Source organism: Legionella feeleii (assembly GCF_001467625.1).
Taxonomy (GTDB): domain Bacteria; phylum Pseudomonadota; class Gammaproteobacteria; order Legionellales; family Legionellaceae; genus Tatlockia; species Tatlockia feeleii.
In genome coordinates this window covers 67,915-68,483 of the sequence record NZ_LNYB01000085.1, presented here as the reverse complement: position 1 = coordinate 68,483, position 569 = coordinate 67,915, and the positions used below count along the sequence as shown (strand labels likewise).

Sequence of the window (569 nt, the reverse complement as noted above, 5' to 3'; positions counted from 1 at the left end):
TGTAGCTTGGAGTCTAATAATAAGCCAGATAGCAAGGCCATAAGCGAAGCCTTAATTGGAGCTGCTTTAGATGGCAAGCTGGAGATAGTTAAATTTTTTTGTGAGCGAATACCAGGAAGTAAGCTAGAAAAAGGAACGGTTGCAGCAGCTCTGTTGGATGCTTTAAAAAGGCAAAATAATTCAGAAATTGTTACGTCCCTGTGCGAATACATTTCAAAAAACCAACCAGCTCCAGAAATAATAAAAACATTCATTGAAAGAGCAGACTTTTTAGGGATGGATGAAGTAAAAAACTACTTTGAAAACAAAGCCATTCCCGAAATAACACAGCAGAGAATAATTTCAGTAGGTTTTTTTAATCAATCCAACAAAAATACTACGTTAAATGAGAATAACGAAAAAATAGAATTTCCTTCGGAAGCATCCCAATTTCAGATCTAACGAGCTTGTTGCCAGCACATCTCACCCAAGGCTCTGGCCCTTTGTTTTCGAGGGATTTAAAAAAATACTTTCGCAATGATTTGCCTATTTTTCTATGCAAGATGATTGAAATTAAGGATAATCAGGCT

At 36.4% G+C, this 569-nt stretch carries 1 protein-coding gene; it reads left to right on the top strand.

Translation table 11 applies throughout. The features are described 5' to 3' along the window. Positions 1-441, top strand: a 441-nt coding sequence (locus Lfee_RS12530) for a hypothetical protein (RefSeq protein WP_193786951.1), incomplete at its 5' end; no start/stop codon positions are given. Positions 442-569: the final 128 nt, after the last annotated feature.